Consider the following 17,559-nt stretch of genomic DNA (forward strand, 5'->3'; position numbering starts at 1 on the left):
CTCAATACTACGCCAACTTATGACTTCAATGTCCGCTTCATTTTGCGTTCAAATTCACGGCGCGGCATCATAATAATCTGATCGCAATGGCTACACTTAATCTTAATATCGGCGCCCATCCGGATAATTGACCACTTATTAGTTCCGCATGGATGAGGTTTCTTCATTTCAACATGATCATGCAATTCATACGATTTTTTGTCCATTTAAGTTGCCTCCGTCTCATTAATATCCAGTCCTAAGTGAGCGAGTAAATGATTGAGATCCTCGGTTGAATGATAATCAAGGACAATTTTCCCCTTTTCACCGTGGTCCTTAATGTGAACGGTCCGATCCAGTTGTGAAGTCAACCGCTCTTCTAAGTCGCGAATAATCAAAGTCTGACGACTCGCCGGTTGCTTCGGCTGTTTATCGGTCGGCGGTTCTTTGCTTTCAGCGGGGTCTTGATTGTACTCACTGACGATGGCTTCAAGTTGGCGCACAGTCAATTCATCTTGAACAGCTTGCTGGGCGAGTTTTGGGATTTGTTTTTTCTCTTTCAACCCGAGTAAGGTACGCGCCTGCCCCATGGACAAATCACCACTCTGTAGCAGTTCCTTCGCTTCAGCAGGCAATGTGCGCAAACGTAAATGATTCGCAATATAAGACCGACTCTTCCCGAGTTCTTTGGCCACTTTTTCTTGGGTCATGTCCAACTTGTCCATCATGAGTTGATACGCATCGGCTTCTTCCAGTGCCGTCAAATCTTCTCGTTGCAAGTTTTCTAATATCGCCACTTGCATCATCACTTTTTCGTCTAATTCACGAATGATAGCTGGAATTGTTTCGAGACCAGCTTGTTTAGACGCGCGATAACGCCGCTCCCCCGCCACGATTTCATACCCTTTTACGCTGGACTGACGTACAATAATTGGCTGCAGAACGCCTTGTTGCTGGATTGATTCGCTTAATTCATCCAGTGCTTGTTGGTTAAATTCCCGACGTGGTTGATACGGATTTGGTCGCAAGTCACCTAAGTCAATCTGGACAATGCGTTCACTACTCTCATCAATTGTCTCTTCTAAATTCGCTGCATCCGGAAATAAGGCATTAATACCTTGACCGAGACTTTTATGCTTTTTATTTGCCAATGTCCATCACTTCCTCTGCTAGTGCTAAGTAGACTTCAGCGCCTTTAGATTTTAAGTCATAATCAATAATGGACTTGCCATAACTTGGCGCTTCTGACAGTCGGATGTTGCGTGGAATAATCGTCTTATGCACTTTTTCACGGAAATATTTTTTCACTTCTTCTACGACTTCTGAGCCTAAGTTCGTGCGCCCATCGAGCATGGTTAGCAAGACACCTAATATACTCAAGTCAGGATTGAAATGCTTTTGAACAAGACGAACGGTATTCAGCAGCTGGCTCAGGCCTTCCAAAGCATAATATTCACACTGTACCGGAATAATCAAGGAGTGACTAGCGGTGAATGCATTGATCGTCAAGTGCCCCAATGACGGTGGACAATCAATAATAATATAATCGTAGTCATCTTTCACTTCTTCTACTGCCCGTTTCAATCGCGTCTCACGTGCCATGACACTTGTTAGTTCGACCTCGGCTCCCGCAAGTTGAATCGTTGCTGGTGCAATTTGCATATTCGCTCGACTGGAATCTACGATAACTTCACTTAACGGCACTTCATTAATTAAGACATCATAAATATCTTGATCAACTTCACCTTTACGCACACCGACACCACTCGTTGCATTTCCTTGAGCATCCATGTCAATTAGCAATATCTTCTTCCCAAGATAAGCGAGCGATGCCCCTAAGTTAACGGATGTCGTAGTCTTCCCAACGCCACCCTTCTGATTAGTAATTGCAATTATTTCTCCCATCTATCTTCTCCTATCATCTCTTATGACACGACCGGTTTTTTCTCGGGCATTCCCGGGCGACGCGGATATTTATTCGGTGTTTCTTTTTTCTTATCGATAATCAACAAGTGACGCTCTCCCGCACCTTCTGGCAACTCTAACGCCACATCTTCGCGCACTTTACCACCAAGCGTTGCAATAATCTTCTTCGCTTCAAGTAGTTCATCCGGCCCGCCATCGCCTTTCATCGCGATAAAACTGCCTCCCATCTTATTCAGCGGCATGCATAACTCAGCCAACACCGGTAAACTCGCTACTGCTCGTGCCGTCACATAATCGAACTGCCCACGAAACTTAGCATTCTGACCAAATGTCTCTGCTCGATCGTGGTAAAGCGACACCCCTTCCAAGCCTAACTCTTCCACGAGGTGCTTCAAGAACGTAATTCGCTTATTCAATGAATCAACAATCGTTACGTGAAGATCTGGCATCATAATTTTCAGCGGCAAACTCGGAAATCCCGCTCCACTACCCACATCGCACAAACTTGCCCCTGCTGCTTCTATGTATGGCAACACTGTTAAGCTATCATAAAAGTGCTTCAAAAACACTTCTTCGCGCTCCACAATCGCCGTCAAATTCACCTTCTCATTATACTCTTTCAGTACACGGGCGTATACCTCAAACTGCTCAAGCTGCCGATCACTAACGTCAAACCCTAACTCTTTGACTGCTTGTTTAAATTCACTTATATTCATCTACATCACTCCTATCCATCTAATCTATGCATATCATTCTTATTATAACAGAAATATATACGTTTGATAATGTCTATTAGCCGAAAAATAAGTATACAAAAAGAATTCTTCTGTACTAATCAATCAGACAAAAGAATTCTTCATGTTATTATTCCACTAGACTCTATAAAGATCTTTTACGCTACACCCCAACACCAATGTAATAGTATAATTTTCTAGGGTGTATCTTTGAAAATCAAACCAATTATTTACAACTGATTCTCTAACTAGGTCTGTAAATTTGCTCAACTTTTAACAATCCAGTATTCATTTTTTATTATTTTTTTGGGCAGCTAGACCAAATCCTAGTGCTAAACCCACTCCCATCCCGAGACCCATATCATTAGTAGCTACACCCACACCAGCACCTAATACCAGTCCTATGGCCATCATTATTCCAAAATCATTTTTCATAATCGCTCTCCTTGTATAATGAACACATAGTAAATAGTGTTCAAATTTCATTTTTTCTATATGATAATCATTGCCTTGTAGATTGCTTCATTCTCCTAAGTTCATCCTATCACATTTTAGAACTTAAATCAATAGTTTTGAACTTGTAAAAACTATTGATTTAATTAATTTTTATCCTTCTAATATTAAAGATTTAGAAGATAAAATCAAGGTGATTATAGATCAAATTCAATCGCCTTTGATGTCTTAAACCATTTTATCAGGATCAACAATTTCATCAAATTCTTCTTCACTCATCACACCATCTACCAATACCACTTCTTTCAGCGTTTTGCCAGTTTCATAGGCTTGCTTGGCGAGAGCACTGGCACGATCATAACCAATTATCGGAGCTAGCGCCGTCACTAACATTAAGCTATTATTCAAATGTTTAGTTAATTGCTCATGGTTTGCCTCGATACCACTCAAGCAGCGCTTATTAAAACTTCTCAGTCCATCAGCCATCAAGCGAATAGACTGCAAGATATTGTAAGCAATCACAGGCATATACGCATTCAACTGGAAATTCCCCTGTGAGTTGGCAAATGATATTGTCGTCTGATTGCCAAAAATTTGGGCACAAATCATACTTAACGCTTCAATTTGAGTCGGATTAATTTTTCCTGGCATGATTGAACTACCGGGTTCATTGGCTGGTATGATTAGTTCATGATAGCCCGCTCTTGGTCCACTTGCATACAATCTAATATCATTGATTATCTTGAGTACATTGGTCGCCAACGTATTAATCACACTATGCAAATCTAGTACGTAATCCTTACTAGACAAGCCTTGGAACGTATTCACTTGTGCTGTAAAATCGCTGTCTAATATTTGATTTAATTGGACAACAACTTGATTCCGATAACCTTCAGGTGTGTTCAAGCCAGTTCCGACAGCGGTGCCGCCGATCGGTAATTGCTTCACATAAGTTGCCGCTTGTTGGATGCTTTCCAAAGAATAACAGAACATTGACCGCCAGCCACTGACTTCTTGTCCCAATGTAATTGGTGTAGCATCTTGCAGATGAGTGCGTCCAACTTTTGACACATTTGTCCAATGTTCTTCTAATTCATCTAACGTCTGTATAATTCCCTCAATAGCTGGTATGAGCTGATTTTCAACTTCTTTTACAACACTGATTTGCATAGCCGTTGGGAACGTGTCATTCGTACTTTGACTTTTGTTGACATCATCATTCGGATGTAAATCAATGCCAAACTCCCGCTTCGCTAATTGGGCAATCACTTCATTCACATTCATATTGGTCTGAGTCCCGCTCCCTGTTTGCCAAATCTTCAGCGGGAACTGCTCCCCATAATCTTCTTCTTGCAGTAATTGACAGGTTTTCTCGATCACCTCAGCCTTCTGATCACTTAGGACACCTAATGCTTGATTCGTTCGTGCCACCGCCCTCTTCACTTGAATATAAGCGGTAATAAGTGGTTCCGGCATTCTTTCAGTAGAGATAGGAAAATTTTCTAAGCAACGTTGTGTACTAGTTCCCCATAATTTATCTATTGGAATATTCACTGTGCCAAGCGCATCTGATTCTATTCGTATATCCATCTATTCATCTCCTTGTTTACCTATTATCCTCTTCATGATATACTAAAGCTGTCGCTAGTACAAGTTAACCGCATACATTAAGGAGGCTTATTATGGAAAAAATTGGTCTAATTATCAATCCAATCGCTGGCATGGGAGGTCGTGTCGGTCTCAAAGGAACAGATGGAAAAGATATCTTAGAAAAAGCACGTTCATTAGGAGCCGAGCCCGAAGCAACTACTAAAGCAGCTCATATGCTTCAACATTTGACAGATTTGTCAAAATCAGTCAAATTTTTGACAGGTGAAGGCGCAATGGGAGCCGATGTATTAACTGAACATGGCTTTGATTTTGAGGTTATTCATGCTGTGTCCGGTGAGTCCAGTCAAGAAGATACCTTATCACTCGTGAAGGCACTAGAAGAAGCGAAAGTAGAACTCATCTTATTCGTTGGTGGAGACGGAACAGCACGCGATGTCCACGATGCATTGACCGAAGATATTCCCGTTATCGGTGTGCCAGCGGGGGTCAAGATTTATTCAGCTGTTCATGGTAACTCACCTGAGAGTGCTGGTCGTCTAGCGGCTAATGTCATTACGGAGAAAGTTACTACCTTTACGCGAGCTGAAGTGATTGACTTGGATGAAGCAGGCTTCCGCAATGATGAAGTGGATATTTCTGTCTTTGGCTATTTAACCGTTCCTGTTGATGAAACACATATGCAAAATCTTAAATCTCCAAGTCCGCAAAGTGATGCTGATGCGCAAGAATCTATAGCCTTAGACGTGATTGACAGCTTAGAGGACGATACGCTCTACATTGTCGGCTCCGGCACCACACCCAGTGAAATTCTTGTCCAACTTGACCAACCTGTCACAATCTTAGGGGTTGATCTCTTACAAAACAAAAAAACCATCGCAACTGATGTAAATGAACAAGAAATTATGGACCACTTAGAGAACTTACCCGATGGAACGAATGTCAAATTAATCGTCACGACTATGGGTGGACAAGGTTATGTGCTCGGTCGAGGAAACCAACAATTATCAGAAAAAGTTCTATCCTATCTTGATAAAGATGACATCATTATCGTCGCCACCCCAAACAAATTGCATACACTCAGCAACCGTGACATGTTGATTTATACCTTGGATGCAGCAATAAACCAAAAATTCAGTGGATATTATAAAGTTACTACCGGCTACGGCCAAAAGACCATGCACAAATTATCCAGCAAACAATAACAAAAACAGAAATGTGTTCTGATCCAACCACCATATGCACTATTACGCAACCATTTATAAATCATTTACCGGTTGACTTGTGCATCTAGATCAACACAAGTAACACAATTATTTCAGGACAGATAGCCGTCAACAGCTCATTAAAGGCATAAAATTAACCCCCGCTCTCCAATATGCGAAAGTGGGGGTTAGATTATTTTTAATCATGTACATATTTTTTTAATTTTTTGCGACATCGATAACATGCATTACGTACTTTCTTTTGGCTTTTACCTAAGATAGTTGCCATTTCGTCATAAGATTTATCTAGCATCATGAGTTCGAAGACGGCTTTTTCTAACCTAGATAAGCCAGTCCGGTAGCGCGCCAATGTTTCACGCGCAATCGCTTGATCTTCTGGCTGCCCATCTGCATAATCGCCATGATCTAGCTCTGTGCCAACTCGCTCATAGATCGAATCAAGCGAGTAGATCGATTGATTGAGCGCACGTTTGTCAGCTAACTGGTCTCGAATTAATGAGTTAAAATAATTTTGTAAGCACCGTTTAAAGTACGGCCTAAAACGAATATTGCCTCTCACATTATATTTGGGCAATACCTTCCATAGTACAATATAAGCCTCTTGCAACAAATCCCGGTGTTCAAACCCGCGCAAATAACACGCCTTGACACGCTTTAATATAACTGGAAGACAAGTTTCTTGTAAGGCTTCGAATATTGTTTCTTCAGTCTGCTTTAATAGCAATACCACGATATCAACAATGGTAATTCTAACTTCCATCTCCATTGCTTTTTCTAAACCTCCTCATTATTAGCCGTTATCCCAATGTTTCTTCTACTCTTTGTTGGATAGTCTGTGCATCTATCACAATAGATGCTCCTAGCTCATCTCTAAGGGTCGTATATTTAGCTTTGTTTTCAGTATCTTTCATCGATCGCGTATTTATGGATAAATTAAGTCTACTAGCCTGTGCTGCTGCCAGCAATAATTGTGTCCCTACACCGATATCACTAATAATAACGCGCTTAATTAAAGGGAAGATATCATCGACAATATTAAGTACTACTCGTATTTCTTCCAATAAGCGAGCAGGTGCTTGAGAAGCAATGGCCAGTCCTTGTTCGATCGCTTCTTGACGCTTTTGTTTCTCTTCTTCCGTTGACTTAGGCATCTGGTAAGCTTTCGCTAATGGCTGAAAACCTTCTTCGTCTGCTTCTACTAATTCTAAAAATTTATCTTTAGAGAATGCTAAACGTTCGAGGGCAGTTTTTAAACTTTCACGTTGTTCATCCTCTAAGTGGTCTGTGTTAGAAAATCGAGCAGCCATCATAATTGCTGCTACCCCCATCGAGGCTCCAATTCCAACTGCTGCTCCACCGCCAGGAGTTGGCTCATCAGAGGCTAAACGATTAATAAAGCTAGTAATTGATTCTTGATTCATATTATGATTCCTTTCGATTTTTATCACAATGGATAAGATCTTGATCCGTTATAATATAATTAACCGGTTGATCATACTCATCGTGTGGCAAGTTATTATAGAGCTGTTCAGTTGCAATTAGCGAGACAGTCTCTCCCGTATAGTCCGCTAAGAACCGATCATAGAAGCCTCCACCAAAACCAATGCGGTATCCCGCTTTCGTGAAGGCAACCCCCGGAACAATCAGTAAGTCAATCTCTTGCTTCTTAATCTCAGTAGCTTTCTCTTCAATCGGTTCTTGAATACCGATGTAGCCTTCCTCCAACTGGTCAAAAGAGGTTATCGCATAAAAAGTCATCTGACGCGTTTTATGCGTTGCTTTCGGCACTGAAATCATCTTTTTCTCACGCCAAGCTCGGTTAATAATAGGATAAGTATCCCACTCAATATCCTGCGACATCGTAACACCGATCGACTCAGCCTTCTTCCATAAATCCGAATCAAATAAACGATCATGAAGTAATTGTGTCACACTAGATCGTCGCGTATTATTGAGAGACTTTAGCGTCTCTTGTGCTTCTTGGCGGATTTTTTCTTTACTTCGCATCAGTATCCCTCGCTAACAATTGAACGGCTTTAACTACTTGTTGAGCTAGTACGGCGGTTGTAATAGAGCCGACTCCACCTGGTACGGGGGTAACATTACCAACAATGTCCTTCACCGATTTGAAGTCAACATCTCCAGTCGGGTTGCCATTTTTCATCCCAAAACCAACATCAATCACCGTTGCTCCTTCTTTCACATGATCTGCTTTGATCATTTCCAAAGCTCCAGTAGCTGAGATTAGCAGGTCAGCTGCCGCTGTATGAACCGTAATATCTTTCGTTTCAATATGGCAATTCGCCACGGTTGCTTCGCGGTTGATCAGCATCTGCACTAAAGGACTACCGACCACTAAACTACTACCGACCACACACACTTCAGTCCCTTTCAGTTCAATACCATAGTGGTCAATTAATTCTAAGACAGCTTTAGCAGTACTTGGATACATCGCATCATCACTATTTGCCATCACTTTTCCCAAATTGACCGGATTCAAGCAGTCAACATCTTTTCTTGGATCAATCAATTCCGCAATATCTTCTCGTTGAATATTATTCGGGAAGGGTTGCATGAAGATAATACCATGTACAGATGGATCTTCATTTAACTCAGCTGCCGTTGCTTGTAAGTCAGTCAATGTGACATCCGGACTGAAGATAACCGACTTCACATCGATTCCAACTGATTCCATTGTTTTTGTGGCCATCTTGGCGTAAGAAGCAGATGGCTTATCTCCATCCACCCGCACAATAGCTAATTGTGGTTGCATTGCTAAGTCTTCCAAATTAGCTTTAATTTCTTTCAGCAATGCTTCACGAACTGGTTTTCCTCTTAGTAATTCCATCTGAATCAAAACCTCCTCTTGAAATAAAGAGAGGGGCAACAGTCACCCCTCTCTTCGATCAACACATATCACTGCGCTTTTCGTTCTTTTTTATCTCTTCTTTGGCAGTGAATACTCTCATCCAAATCTTAGAACAAAAACTTAGAACAAACCAGTAATATTACCGTTCTCATCGACATCTATTTTCTCAGCTGATGGCGTACTTGGTAATCCAGGCATTCTCATCACATCACCTGTTAAGACGACGATGAACCCAGCACCTGCTGAGACAGAGACGTCACGAACAGTAATAGTAAAACCTTCTGGACGGCCAATTCGCTTCTTATCTTCAGAGAAAGAATACTGTGTCTTGGCCATACAGATGGGTAAGTTACCATAACCCTGTTCTTCAAATCGTTGCAATTTACGGGCAGCTTTGCGGGTAATTTCTACGTTCGCGCCACCATATACGCGCTGAACAATCTTATTCAGCTTCTCTTCCGCAGAATCTTCTAAGTCATAAGTGAACTGGAAGTTATTTGGCTTCTCAGCAATTTCGGCCACTTTCTTAGCTAATTCAGCCGCACCTTCACCACCATCTGCAAAGTGAGTCGATCTGACAACATCTACCCCGAGCTTCTCGACTTCTTCTTTCAGTGCCTGCATTTCTGCTTCCGTATCTGTTGGGAAAGCATTAATCGCCACAACAGCATTCATCCCAAAGACATCTTGGATATTTTCGATATGTTTAATTAAGTTCGGCATCCCTTCACGGAGTGCTTCAACATTTTCTTTCTCTAGATCTGCCTTAGCAACGCCACCATGCATTTTCAGTGCACGAACGGTTGCTACGATTACAGTCGCATCAGGGTTTAAATTAGCGTAACGTGATTTAATATTGACGAACTTCTCGCCACCTAAATCCGCCCCAAAGCCTGCTTCAGTAATGACGTAATCAGCATGCGCAAGCGCCATCTTCGTTGCCATAATACTGGAACATCCGTGCGCAATATTGGCGAACGGTCCACCATGGATAAAGGCTGGTGTCCCTTCTAATGTTTGGACTAAATTGGGCTTCAACGCATCCTTCAAGAGAGCGGTGACAGCTCCTTGGGCCTTAATATCACCAATTGTAACTGGCTCATAGTCATACGTGTAAGCTACAACACATTTTTTTACTTTTTCTTTCAACTCAGTTAGTGTGTTAGATAAACAGAGAACTGCCATAATTTCAGATGCAACAGTGATTTCGAAACCATCTTCACGCGGTACACCGTTTGTCCGCTTACCAATTCCGTCAACAATTTGACGTAATTGACGATCATTCATATCGACCGCACGCTTCCAGGCCACACGTCTAGGGTCAATGTTTAGCTCATTCCCTTGATAAATATGATTATCAAGCATTGCTGCTACTAAGTTGTTCGCAGCACCGATTGCATGTAAGTCGCCAGTGAAGTGTAGGTTAATATCTTCCATTGGGACAACTTGAGCGTAACCTCCACCAGCTGCACCACCTTTAATACCAAAGACCGGCCCTAATGATGGCTCACGCAAGGCAACAGCTGCTTTTTTCCCAATATGAGTTAACCCGTCTCCTAGGCCAACTGAGGTCGTTGTTTTTCCTTCCCCTGCCGGCGTTGGTGTCATAGCAGAGACCAGAATTAATTTTCCATTTTGTTCCAGTTGATCAATTTTGTTATAGTCAATTTTAGCTTTATATTTACCATAATGTTCTAGTGCATCTTCTTCAATACCGAGTTTGGCTGCAATTTCTTCGATCGGTTGCATCGTCGCATTCTGAGCAATTTCAATATCTGACATCATATACACATACTCCCTTTCTATTCAAGAAAACGTTACCAAATAATCTTACATCTATATAATAACGAATTTTTTGTGAAAAAGCAAGCGTTTTCTTATTGTGTTCACAAAATTTCTTGTGCTTCATAACATCCACTTCATAGACAGAATCAAGTTCTTTCTTAAATGACCACAACTTTACGTGACAATTACGATTACCTATTGTATGATAAAGATAGATACTTATATTAGGAGGAATTTAGATGAAATTTATTGATCGATTAGCTCTTATTCTAACCATCTTAGGCGGTATTCACTTATTGTTAGTGGGCGCTTTCCAAGTTAATATATTCGAATTAATGTTTGGGACAGACAATCAACAAGCTGTTAATATAAGCTACATTGTGATTGGTATTAGCGCATTATGGTGCCTGAAATACTTCTCTTACACGCCAAAAGGTGGTTCACGTTTACGCGGTAGATAGCTACTTTAACGGTCCAAAAATACATTTCCTAACTGCTGCTGATAGCTAGGAAATGTATTTTTAATATTAAAGTGTCCAATCTTCACCATGAATATCGGTACGCCAGTCTAAAAAGCCTGATTCCAAACCTTTCAGTAACACTTCCGCCGTGCCAATATTGGTTGCTAACGGAATGCCATAAACATCACATAGGCGTAATAATGCATTCACATCCGGTTCGTGTGGTTGAGCTGTTAATGGATCGCGGAAGAAGAGCAATAAATCTAAGTCATTTTCTGAAATTTTGGCTCCAATTTGTTGATCGCCCCCGAGTGGACCGGAATTGAAACGGTGAATCTCCAACCCCACTTCTTCGATTAAGCGTTGTCCGGTCGTTCCTGTTGCATACAATTTATGCTTACTGAGTATTGACTTATACGCTGTAGCAAAATCAATCATATCGGCTTTTTTCTTATCATGAGCAACAAGTGCAATTTCCATAGTATCCCTCCTTAATCTGTATTATAGCACGAAAGAGATTTATTTTTCAGTAGATATCACTTTAAGGATACAAAATTGTTTTCTTTCTCATTTGTAATTAACTGAACATTCCTATAGTATCAAGCTTTCATAGCAAATCGCTATTCTTCAGCCTTCTCAGCTCTTTCTGTTTGGTCCAAAGAGTTGCCTAAAGAAAAGTTAGCACTTATAATGATTAGTGGTGTTAAGTTTAGTAGAGGTAGGGAGGTTATCCGTTGATATCATTCGATTCCATTTCAAAATCATTTAAATCAAACGATGGACAGTTTCAAGCGTTAGATAATATTACACTAACAATCGATGAACATGAATGTTTTGGTGTCATTGGTCAGAGTGGTGCGGGCAAATCCACCCTGTTGCGTATGATTAATGCTTTGGAGCAGCCAACGAGCGGACAGGTTGTTGTTGATGGTGTCACAGTCGGTGATTTATCCGGCAAAGCACTGCGACAATATAAGTCCACAATTGGTATGATTTTCCAACAGTTCAACTTACTCAACAACAAAACGGTTAAGGAAAACATTTTACTCCCACTTGCCATTCATGATTATGAAGATACACTAGACTTGGATCATGTCTTAGATTTTGTGGAGTTAAGCGATAAGCGTGATGCTTATCCAGCTGAACTCTCAGGTGGACAGAAGCAACGAGTGGGTATCGCGCGGGCATTAATTACCAAGCCGAGAATTCTATTATGTGATGAACCTACCTCTGCACTCGATCAAGGAACAACGGATGATGTCGTTCAAGTCTTAAAGCGTGTCAATGAAGAGTTCAATATGACGATTGTAGTGGTCACTCATGAATTGGATGTTATCAAGCACTTATGCGATCGATCGGCTATTTTAGAAGGTGGCAAATTACTAGAGACCTTATCAGTTAATAAGTCGGACCAAACCAATCTCGACCAAAGCTACTACGAACGGGCTCGTGAGGTGTTACTCTCATGAATGAATTTCTCGAACGCTTAATTGAATACTTACCCAGAATATATGATAGCTTAGTTGAGACTGGTATTATGATGGGATTTGCCATGACGGCTGCCATCTTACTCGGCTTACCTTTAGGAACGATTTTATTCTTAACTGCTAAAGGAAAACCGAAAGAAAATACAGTTGTCTACAATATTGCCAATGCATTTGTTAATATTGTCCGATCCTTCCCGTTCCTTCTGCTTATTATCGCCTTACTGCCATTTGTCCGTAAGTTTTATGGGCGGGCAACGGGAGATCCTATAGCGGCTTCTTTCCCCATGATGCTCATCGCGATTGCTCTGTACGCGCGTTTCGTTGAACAATCACTACTCGATGTGCCCAAAGGAGTCATTGAATTGGCCGATGCAATGGGTGCCAGCACAACGCAATTAGTCTGGAAATACTTGTACGTCGAAGCACGAAGCTCACTTGTAATCGGCTTTACGACAGCCTTTGTTAGCTTCGTCTCATACTCAACTGTCATGGGCGTTGTCGGTGGTGGAGGAATTGGTGATTTTGCCATTCGCTACGGCTACCAACGCTTCGAGACTGATATTATGTATGCGGCAATTGTTATTATCATTATCTTAGTCCAAATTTTTCAGTGGCTCGGATTACAATTGGCGCAAAAAATTGATAAACGGTAATCATTTTTAAAAGATTAAAATAATTATAAAAAGGAGAATGTTTTTATGTTGAAAAAATTAGGTTTAGTAACAGTTAGTGCAGGATTATTATTAGCAGCTTGCTCACAAGATGCAGAACAACCTGCAGAAGACGCACAAACAGAAGAGGTTGTTGATGAGGCGACAACTGACGAAACAGCAGCTGATGAAACAACTAAAGATGCTGCAACTGATGACGCACAAGCAGATGCAGACTCAGATATTGGTGACTTCCACTTTGTTGTTGCTAGTCACTCAACACCAATGACAGATATTACAGAATTAGCTCTAGAACAACTTCCAGCGCCAGCAGATGGTGAACTACTACAAGTTAGTGACAATATTCAATATAACGATGCTGTCTTTAACGATGAAGCATTCGCTAGCTTCGCACAACACGAACCATTCATGCAAGGATACAACGAGAAAAACGATGCTGATTTAGTTATGGCTCAGCCAATCTACAACGCAATCGTAGGATTCTACGCACCTGAATACAACTCAATTGATGATATTGAAGATGGCGCAAGCGTTGTCGTTCCAGGTGACCCATTCAACATGTCTCGTGCATTAGAAATTTTAGCTGCACAAGAATTAATTACCCTTGCTGAGGTAGAAGGCAACCTTTACTCAACTGAAGATGTTGAAGAGAACCCACACAACTTTGAATTTGTTGAGATGGAAGTTTCTAACACTGCACAAGGTTACCTTGACGGGCACGACCTTGTATTCAGTTACCCAACATTTATCGCACAACTTGCTGATCTTCACACAGATGACGCACTATTCTTAGAAGATGACGCTGAAGCTAAATATGCACAAGGGTTAGTTATGCGTAAAGAAAATCTTGATACACCAGAAGGAAAAGCATTAATCGAAGCCTTCACTTCTGATGCCGTAGCTGAGTTCATTGACGAAAATCTTGTTAAATCTGGACATGCTACTCGCGCATTCTAATTATAACTGAGTAAGTAACTTACAAAAGTCTGGCCTTAGCCAGGCTTTTTTGTCTACATAAATATTAACGTTAAAAAATCGAGCACGGATAAGCGTGCTCGACCTCTTTTTAAATATAATCGCCATCCCGCCACAATTGTAAACTCCCCGTCTCTAGAGATGGTTGTACAGCAATAATTCGTTGATTACGGCTCCCCCGAAAATGAAGTCCTACATCAAACTCTTCTTGTTCAAAGCGACCATCCACTAAGACATCAATTAAAGCTAATAATGCTTTTTTATCTTCAGACCCCTCATGGACAATCTCCTCCCAAGTATACCCCGACCAAGACCAAATATCTTTTGTCCAGCCGAATTCTGCTCGCATTCGCTTAGCCAATTGTAAGGTAACTCCCGTGTTTAAGAACGGTTCTCCGCCAAGTAACGTCAACCCTTGACAATACTCTGCGGCTAAATCTTCTATAATCTGGTCTTCCAGCTCTTGAGTATAAGGTGTCCCATACGCAAAATTTTGCGCCACTTTATTGTAACATCCCTTGCACGCAAAGGGGCAACCACTGACATACAGGCTACAGCGCACCCCTTCCCCATCCACGAAGTTATACGGCTTATAATCCGCCACATAATCTCGGCTGAATTGCTCACTTGTCCACTCAGTTGGTTTCATCGACATCCACTTCACCCGCCATATGCTTCACACGACTCGCAATTTCTTGATGACGTCCATGAACCATTGGACGTTTCTGCGGATTGCCTAAATACCCACACGTACGTTTCACCACATCACATGTCTTCGGATCAGTGTTCCCGCAGTTTGGGCACTCGAATCCACGCTCTGTTGGATTGAAATCTCCATCATAATCACATTCATAACAATGATCAATTGGCGTATTGGTTCCTAAATAACCAACTCGACTATATGCAAAATCCCACACTGCTTCTAACGCTTTCGGATTTGTCTGCAACTTGGGATATTCACAATAATGAATGAATCCTCCACTCGTATAGACGGGGTAATCTTTTTCAAACTCCAACTTCTCAAATGGGGTAGGATTTTTTCGAACATCGTAATGAAAACTATTCGTATAGTATTCTTTATCCGTAATATGAGCAACCTCCCCAAACTTAGCCAAGTCTAAGCGACAAAATCGATCGGTTAAGCTCTCACTTGGGGTTGAGTATACACTGAAGTGCAGATCTGTTTCATCTGCATAGTTCTCAGCATACTGTTTAAAGGCTCGCATAATTTTTAACGTAAATGCTTTAGCTTCCGGATCATCTTCCCAATCTGGTCCAAAGAAAACAGTCGCCGCTTCATACAAGCCAATATAGCCGATCGAGACGGTTGCCCGACGTTTTTTGAAAAATTGAGCGACTGATTCACCGGCTTGAACACGCTTGCCGAACGCTCCATGCATATAGAGAATCGGTGCATTCTCAGGTCGTGCTTCCATAACGCGCTCTGCTTTATAAATCAGCGCATCCTTCAGTACTTGCATCCGCTCCTCAAACAACGTCCAAAATAGAGCTATATCACCGCCCGATTCCAATGCAATACGAGGAACATTCAACGTCACGACACCTAGGTTCATTCGCCCAGCATTCACCTCTTGCCCTGCTTCATCTGACCATCCTTGTAAGAACGACCGACATCCCATCGGCGCTTTAAAACTTCCCGTTAATTCCTTAATTTTATCGTAATTCAATACATCGGGATACATTCGCTTCGTTGAACATTCCAGTGCCAGTTGTTTGATATCATAGTTGGGGTCATTTTCGCGCAAGTTTACCCCATCTTTTAAGGTGAAGACTAACTTCGGAAAAATAGCTGTACGCCCTTCTTTGCCTAACCCTTTCAAGCGAACGCGCAAGATAGCTTGTTGAATTTTTCGCTCGAACCAATTTGTTCCTAGACCAAAGCCAAGCGTCGTGAACGGTGTCTGACCTTGCGATGTATACAGCGTGTTAATTTCATACTCCAAACTTTGCATTGCGTCATAGATATCTTTCTCCGTTTTTGCTTTGACGTAAGCTTCACGTTTATCCGGAGTGAGCCACTCTGTTGCAGTGGCTACATGTTTGTCATAATTCAACTTCGCATACGGTACCAACACTTCATCAATACGATCGAATGTGCATCCACCATACTGACTGCTAGCTACATTAGCAATAATTTGCGCTGTCTGAGCTGTAGCTGTCTGAATGGACTTGGGTGACTCTACTTCTGCATTCCCAATCTGAAATCCCTGCTCGAACATCGACTTGAAATCAATTAAGCAACAGTTCGTCATCGGTGAATACGGTGTGTAATCCAAGTCATGATAATGGATATCTCCTTTTTCATGGGCACTCGCCACATGCTCAGGCATCATCTTGAGCCCCATCGCCTTCGCTACAATTCCCGCCGTCAAATCACGCTCCGTATTGAAGACATTGCTATCTTTATTGGCATTTTCATTCACTACACTGGCATCTTTATTCAGCAGTGTCTGAATCCGATAATTAATGTCACGGTTTTTTTGATGCTGACTATCTTGTTGTTCCCCCACTTGTTCATAGATAGCCCGACCTTTCTCATCCCCTAGTTGCTCGAATATATCACCGACAACCGCAGACAGAACAATCGTCGACACTTCCGAATCAACTAAATTGTCGCGTAATCCTTGCTCAATTGCTTGTTTAAAAATATCTTTTGATAATCTGTCAGTTTCACCTGACTGTTCACTTGCCTTCTTATAGGACTGATAAATGGTTTCTAGATTAAATCGTTCTCGATGCCCATTTCGTTTTTTAACAGTTAAAGAAGCCAAATCAACGGCCTCAACGCCCAATGTCAATTGCTCTGATTCTAACATAATATAACCCTTTCTAACTTTCATTGCCTACTTAATACCGCTTTTTAGCTATCTCACTCATGTATTATTTCCATCTTCATTTTGTGATTTCAATTACGAAATAAGTAAGTCCAGTTCCTATTGTAACGAGAAATAATATATATTTCAAGACAAAACACAATATATAGTGTTTTATTTTTATTTAGACACTATATATTGTGTTTTTAAACTTTTAAAATCATTTTGTATTTTTGATCAACACTGCGCAATAACAGTTTCTTTCCTCATGATACTGACTAGATATCATCATTTTTTGAACAAAACATAAAATTTTCTAAATATAATCCAAAAAGAAAATCCCAGTATGAAAAATTTCGCTTCCGATTTGTGCTTATAACCGTCAATTTATTTTTCCGATGTATCTTTCAAAATAGGTATTTCAAAAAACCTCGAATGTATAAGTAATAACTACAGAAATCGAGTAGGAGACTAGCCATTAATTGACTAGTCGACCTCTCACACCATCGTACGTACGGATCCGTATACGGCGGTTCAATACCTTGCATAAG

The 17,559-nt window shown here is 41.2% G+C and carries 19 protein-coding genes; 5 read left to right on the top strand and 14 right to left on the bottom strand.

From position 1 onward, the window contains the following. Positions 1 to 17: 17 nt before the first annotated feature. From HMPREF9703_RS02285 to HMPREF9703_RS02305, 6 genes are all read right to left on the bottom strand, one after another. Positions 18 to 206 carry a DUF951 domain-containing protein gene (locus HMPREF9703_RS02285; RefSeq protein WP_004635246.1) on the bottom strand — a complete coding sequence of 63 codons (189 nt, stop codon included), beginning with the start codon at positions 204 to 206 and terminating at the stop codon, positions 18 to 20. Then, a complete protein-coding gene (locus HMPREF9703_RS02290; protein ID WP_004635248.1) occupies positions 207 to 1,130 on the bottom strand; it encodes a ParB/RepB/Spo0J family partition protein in 924 nt (307 codons plus the stop codon). Then, on the bottom strand, positions 1,120 to 1,884 hold the full coding sequence (locus HMPREF9703_RS02295; protein ID WP_004635250.1) for a ParA family protein: 765 nt from the start codon (positions 1,882 to 1,884) through the stop codon (positions 1,120 to 1,122). The genes HMPREF9703_RS02290 and HMPREF9703_RS02295 overlap by 11 nt, the downstream gene beginning before the upstream one ends. Positions 1,885 to 1,904: 20 nt before the next feature. Further along, positions 1,905 to 2,621 carry a 16S rRNA (guanine(527)-N(7))-methyltransferase RsmG gene (gene rsmG, locus HMPREF9703_RS02300; RefSeq protein WP_004635251.1) on the bottom strand — a complete coding sequence of 239 codons (717 nt, stop codon included), beginning with the start codon at positions 2,619 to 2,621 and terminating at the stop codon, positions 1,905 to 1,907. A 306-nt stretch (positions 2,622 to 2,927) separates the two neighbouring features. Continuing rightward, positions 2,928 to 3,074: a glycine zipper domain-containing protein gene (locus tag HMPREF9703_RS08880; protein WP_004635252.1), complete on the bottom strand. Its 147-nt coding sequence runs from the start codon at positions 3,072 to 3,074 to the stop codon at positions 2,928 to 2,930. A 246-nt stretch (positions 3,075 to 3,320) separates the two neighbouring features. Beyond that, complete coding sequence (locus HMPREF9703_RS02305; RefSeq protein WP_004635254.1) at positions 3,321 to 4,682, bottom strand: class II fumarate hydratase; 1,362 nt, start codon at positions 4,680 to 4,682, stop codon at positions 3,321 to 3,323. Between the two features lie 92 nt (positions 4,683 to 4,774). On the opposite strand from HMPREF9703_RS02305, the gene HMPREF9703_RS02310 reads away from it, so the two are divergent. After that, the gene (locus tag HMPREF9703_RS02310; RefSeq protein WP_004635256.1) at positions 4,775 to 5,905 is read left to right on the top strand and encodes an ATP-NAD kinase family protein; all 1,131 of its coding nucleotides are present in this window, start codon (positions 4,775 to 4,777) and stop codon (positions 5,903 to 5,905) included. A gap of 199 nt (positions 5,906 to 6,104) precedes the next feature. Here HMPREF9703_RS02310 and HMPREF9703_RS02315 read toward each other — a convergent pair whose 3' ends face one another. The 5 genes from HMPREF9703_RS02315 to HMPREF9703_RS02335 all read right to left on the bottom strand — a co-directional run bounded on the left by HMPREF9703_RS02315 (position 6,105) and on the right by HMPREF9703_RS02335 (position 10,580). After that, positions 6,105 to 6,692, bottom strand: coding sequence for a sigma-70 family RNA polymerase sigma factor (locus tag HMPREF9703_RS02315; RefSeq protein ID WP_004635258.1), 588 nt, complete (start codon positions 6,690 to 6,692; stop codon positions 6,105 to 6,107). A 31-nt stretch (positions 6,693 to 6,723) separates the two neighbouring features. Then, complete coding sequence (locus HMPREF9703_RS02320) at positions 6,724 to 7,347, bottom strand: cyclodeaminase/cyclohydrolase family protein (RefSeq protein WP_004635260.1); 624 nt, start codon at positions 7,345 to 7,347, stop codon at positions 6,724 to 6,726. 1 nt (position 7,348) lies between these two features. Continuing rightward, positions 7,349 to 7,933, bottom strand: a complete 585-nt coding sequence (locus tag HMPREF9703_RS02325) for a 5-formyltetrahydrofolate cyclo-ligase (RefSeq protein WP_004635262.1) — start codon at positions 7,931 to 7,933, stop codon at positions 7,349 to 7,351. After that, the gene (locus HMPREF9703_RS02330) at positions 7,923 to 8,774 is read right to left on the bottom strand and encodes a bifunctional 5,10-methylenetetrahydrofolate dehydrogenase/5,10-methenyltetrahydrofolate cyclohydrolase (protein WP_004635265.1); all 852 of its coding nucleotides are present in this window, start codon (positions 8,772 to 8,774) and stop codon (positions 7,923 to 7,925) included. Before HMPREF9703_RS02330 ends, HMPREF9703_RS02325 begins: the two co-directional genes overlap by 11 nt. Before the next feature lie 141 nt (positions 8,775 to 8,915). After that, a complete protein-coding gene (locus HMPREF9703_RS02335; protein ID WP_004635266.1) occupies positions 8,916 to 10,580 on the bottom strand; it encodes a formate--tetrahydrofolate ligase in 1,665 nt (554 codons plus the stop codon). 239 nt (positions 10,581 to 10,819) lie between these two features. On the opposite strand from HMPREF9703_RS02335, the gene HMPREF9703_RS02340 reads away from it, so the two are divergent. Beyond that, entirely contained in the window at positions 10,820 to 11,041 is a 222-nt protein-coding gene (locus HMPREF9703_RS02340) for a DUF378 domain-containing protein (protein WP_004635268.1), read from the top strand. Positions 11,042 to 11,107: 66 nt separating this feature from the next. Here the strand turns inward: HMPREF9703_RS02340 and mgsA are convergent, their stop codons facing one another. Further along, the gene (gene mgsA / locus HMPREF9703_RS02345; protein WP_004635271.1) at positions 11,108 to 11,521 is read right to left on the bottom strand and encodes a methylglyoxal synthase; all 414 of its coding nucleotides are present in this window, start codon (positions 11,519 to 11,521) and stop codon (positions 11,108 to 11,110) included. 254 nt (positions 11,522 to 11,775) lie between these two features. Between mgsA and HMPREF9703_RS02350 the strand changes: the two genes are divergently transcribed. Genes HMPREF9703_RS02350 through HMPREF9703_RS02360 form a run of 3 tightly spaced genes read left to right on the top strand, consistent with a single transcriptional unit; the run spans position 11,776 to position 14,156 of the window. Then, positions 11,776 to 12,510 carry a methionine ABC transporter ATP-binding protein gene (locus HMPREF9703_RS02350; RefSeq protein ID WP_004635274.1) on the top strand — a complete coding sequence of 245 codons (735 nt, stop codon included), beginning with the start codon at positions 11,776 to 11,778 and terminating at the stop codon, positions 12,508 to 12,510. Beyond that, positions 12,507 to 13,181 carry a methionine ABC transporter permease gene (locus tag HMPREF9703_RS02355; protein WP_004635276.1) on the top strand — a complete coding sequence of 225 codons (675 nt, stop codon included), beginning with the start codon at positions 12,507 to 12,509 and terminating at the stop codon, positions 13,179 to 13,181. Before HMPREF9703_RS02350 ends, HMPREF9703_RS02355 begins: the two co-directional genes overlap by 4 nt. A gap of 45 nt (positions 13,182 to 13,226) precedes the next feature. Then, positions 13,227 to 14,156 (top strand): MetQ/NlpA family ABC transporter substrate-binding protein, encoded by a 930-nt coding sequence (locus tag HMPREF9703_RS02360; RefSeq protein WP_004635278.1) that lies wholly within the window; start codon positions 13,227 to 13,229, stop codon positions 14,154 to 14,156. Between the two features lie 109 nt (positions 14,157 to 14,265). Here the strand turns inward: HMPREF9703_RS02360 and nrdG are convergent, their stop codons facing one another. Next, complete coding sequence (nrdG, locus tag HMPREF9703_RS02365) at positions 14,266 to 14,829, bottom strand: anaerobic ribonucleoside-triphosphate reductase activating protein (RefSeq protein ID WP_004635280.1); 564 nt, start codon at positions 14,827 to 14,829, stop codon at positions 14,266 to 14,268. Beyond that, positions 14,810 to 17,011, bottom strand: coding sequence for an anaerobic ribonucleoside-triphosphate reductase (gene nrdD, locus HMPREF9703_RS02370; protein WP_004635282.1), 2,202 nt, complete (start codon positions 17,009 to 17,011; stop codon positions 14,810 to 14,812). Before nrdD ends, nrdG begins: the two co-directional genes overlap by 20 nt. Between the last annotated feature and the right edge of the window lie 548 nt (positions 17,012 to 17,559).

Source organism: Dolosigranulum pigrum ATCC 51524 (genome assembly GCF_000245815.1).
GTDB classification, from domain to species: Bacteria; Bacillota; Bacilli; order Lactobacillales; family Carnobacteriaceae_A; genus Dolosigranulum; species Dolosigranulum pigrum.

Excerpts from the sequence above, each read along its gene's own strand:
- HMPREF9703_RS02285 (WP_004635246.1), bottom strand. The coding sequence starts at position 206 with ATGGACAAAAAATCGTATGAATTGCATGATCATGTTGAAATGAAGAAA.
- HMPREF9703_RS02295 (WP_004635250.1), bottom strand. The coding sequence starts at position 1,884 with ATGGGAGAAATAATTGCAATTACTAATCAGAAGGGTGGCGTTGGGAAG.
- rsmG (WP_004635251.1), bottom strand. The coding sequence starts at position 2,621 with ATGAATATAAGTGAATTTAAACAAGCAGTCAAAGAGTTAGGGTTTGAC.
- HMPREF9703_RS08880 (WP_004635252.1), bottom strand. The coding sequence starts at position 3,074 with ATGAAAAATGATTTTGGAATAATGATGGCCATAGGACTGGTATTAGGT.
- HMPREF9703_RS02305 (WP_004635254.1), bottom strand. The coding sequence starts at position 4,682 with ATGGATATACGAATAGAATCAGATGCGCTTGGCACAGTGAATATTCCA.
- HMPREF9703_RS02310 (WP_004635256.1), top strand. The coding sequence starts at position 4,775 with ATGGAAAAAATTGGTCTAATTATCAATCCAATCGCTGGCATGGGAGGT.
- HMPREF9703_RS02315 (WP_004635258.1), bottom strand. The coding sequence starts at position 6,692 with ATGGAGATGGAAGTTAGAATTACCATTGTTGATATCGTGGTATTGCTA.
- HMPREF9703_RS02320 (WP_004635260.1), bottom strand. The coding sequence starts at position 7,347 with ATGAATCAAGAATCAATTACTAGCTTTATTAATCGTTTAGCCTCTGAT.
- HMPREF9703_RS02325 (WP_004635262.1), bottom strand. The coding sequence starts at position 7,933 with ATGCGAAGTAAAGAAAAAATCCGCCAAGAAGCACAAGAGACGCTAAAG.
- HMPREF9703_RS02330 (WP_004635265.1), bottom strand. The coding sequence starts at position 8,774 with ATGGAATTACTAAGAGGAAAACCAGTTCGTGAAGCATTGCTGAAAGAA.
- HMPREF9703_RS02335 (WP_004635266.1), bottom strand. The coding sequence starts at position 10,580 with ATGATGTCAGATATTGAAATTGCTCAGAATGCGACGATGCAACCGATC.
- HMPREF9703_RS02340 (WP_004635268.1), top strand. The coding sequence starts at position 10,820 with ATGAAATTTATTGATCGATTAGCTCTTATTCTAACCATCTTAGGCGGT.
- mgsA (WP_004635271.1), bottom strand. The coding sequence starts at position 11,521 with ATGGAAATTGCACTTGTTGCTCATGATAAGAAAAAAGCCGATATGATT.
- HMPREF9703_RS02355 (WP_004635276.1), top strand. The coding sequence starts at position 12,507 with ATGAATGAATTTCTCGAACGCTTAATTGAATACTTACCCAGAATATAT.
- HMPREF9703_RS02360 (WP_004635278.1), top strand. The coding sequence starts at position 13,227 with ATGTTGAAAAAATTAGGTTTAGTAACAGTTAGTGCAGGATTATTATTA.
- nrdG (WP_004635280.1), bottom strand. The coding sequence starts at position 14,829 with ATGTCGATGAAACCAACTGAGTGGACAAGTGAGCAATTCAGCCGAGAT.
- nrdD (WP_004635282.1), bottom strand. The coding sequence starts at position 17,011 with ATGTTAGAATCAGAGCAATTGACATTGGGCGTTGAGGCCGTTGATTTG.